Raw genomic sequence first — 954 nt, 5'->3', positions numbered from 1 at the left:
GGAGCCAGCCGCCGAAGGTGGGGTCGATGATTGGGGTGAAGTCGTAACAAGGTAGCCGTATCGGAAGGTGCGGCTGGATCACCTCCTTTCTATGGAGACTCGTCACGGTAGAGGGTGAACCTTGCTAGTCTTCTAGTGAAGGGACGAAACCTCTACGCAGTGAGATGTCGAGGTCGAACCGAACGGAGACCTCCCAACAAGGTGTGCAAGCGAGGCAATCTCGCAAGCGACTAGATGGGACAGGTCTGAACGGAAAGGTTACGCACGCAGCGCGACACAACTGTTTGATTTTGAGGGACTGGAGAAACTTACCGGTTGAAAAGCTCAACCGGGTATAGTAAACTCTAAACTCTGGTGAAGAACCGGATGGACCTCAACAACTACAAACTGATCTGGTGGCAATGGCGGAGGGGTCACACCCGTTCCCATCCCGAACACGGCAGTTAAGCCCTCCTGCGCCGATGGTACTTGGGACGTTGGTCCCTGGGAGAGTAGGTCGCTGCCGGATCGACCGGGTAACCGGCGAAATCCTGATAAGGTAACCTTGTCAGGTCCATAGGGGCCTATAGCTCAGCTGGCTAGAGCGTACGACTGATAATCGTAAGGTCGGTGGTTCGAGTCCACCTAGGCCCACCATATGTGGGGGTGTAGCTCAGCTGGGAGAGCACCTGCCTTGCAAGCAGGGGGTCAGCGGTTCGATCCCGCTCATCTCCACCATATATGCAAATAATGCCGCTGCTTTTGCGGCGGCATTTTGTTCCTTGAAAACTACACAGAGGTAAATGTAAAGCGCAATTATAAGGTCAAGTTAGTAAGGGCATACGGTGGATGCCTAGGCGCTGAGAGGCGAAGAAGGGCGCGGATAACTGCGAAAAGCCACGGTGAGCCGTAAGCAGGCATAGACCCGTGGATACCCGAATGGGGCAACCCGTCCGGAGTCATATCCGGACATCG

At 54.8% G+C, this 954-nt stretch carries 2 tRNA genes and 3 rRNA genes; all 5 read left to right on the top strand.

Going from position 1 to position 954, the window contains the following annotated elements:
• Nucleotides 1–89 (top strand): 16S ribosomal RNA (locus GJ688_RS19905); the annotation flags it as partial.
• Between the two features lie 302 nt (nt 90–391).
• A 5S ribosomal RNA gene (rrf, locus tag GJ688_RS19900) occupies nt 392–508 on the top strand.
• 51 nt (nt 509–559) lie between these two features.
• Nucleotides 560–636 (top strand) — tRNA-Ile (locus GJ688_RS19895).
• Nucleotides 637–641: 5 nt separating this feature from the next.
• Nucleotides 642–717, top strand: a tRNA-Ala gene (locus GJ688_RS19890).
• An 84-nt stretch (nt 718–801) separates the two neighbouring features.
• Nucleotides 802–954 (top strand): 23S ribosomal RNA (locus GJ688_RS19885); the annotation flags it as partial.

Source organism: Heliobacterium mobile, from assembly GCF_009720735.1.
GTDB lineage: Bacteria > Bacillota > Desulfitobacteriia > Heliobacteriales > Heliobacteriaceae > Heliobacterium > Heliobacterium mobile.
The sequence above is the reverse complement of the archived record's forward strand: the minus strand, read 5'-3'. Positions and strand labels throughout refer to the sequence as shown.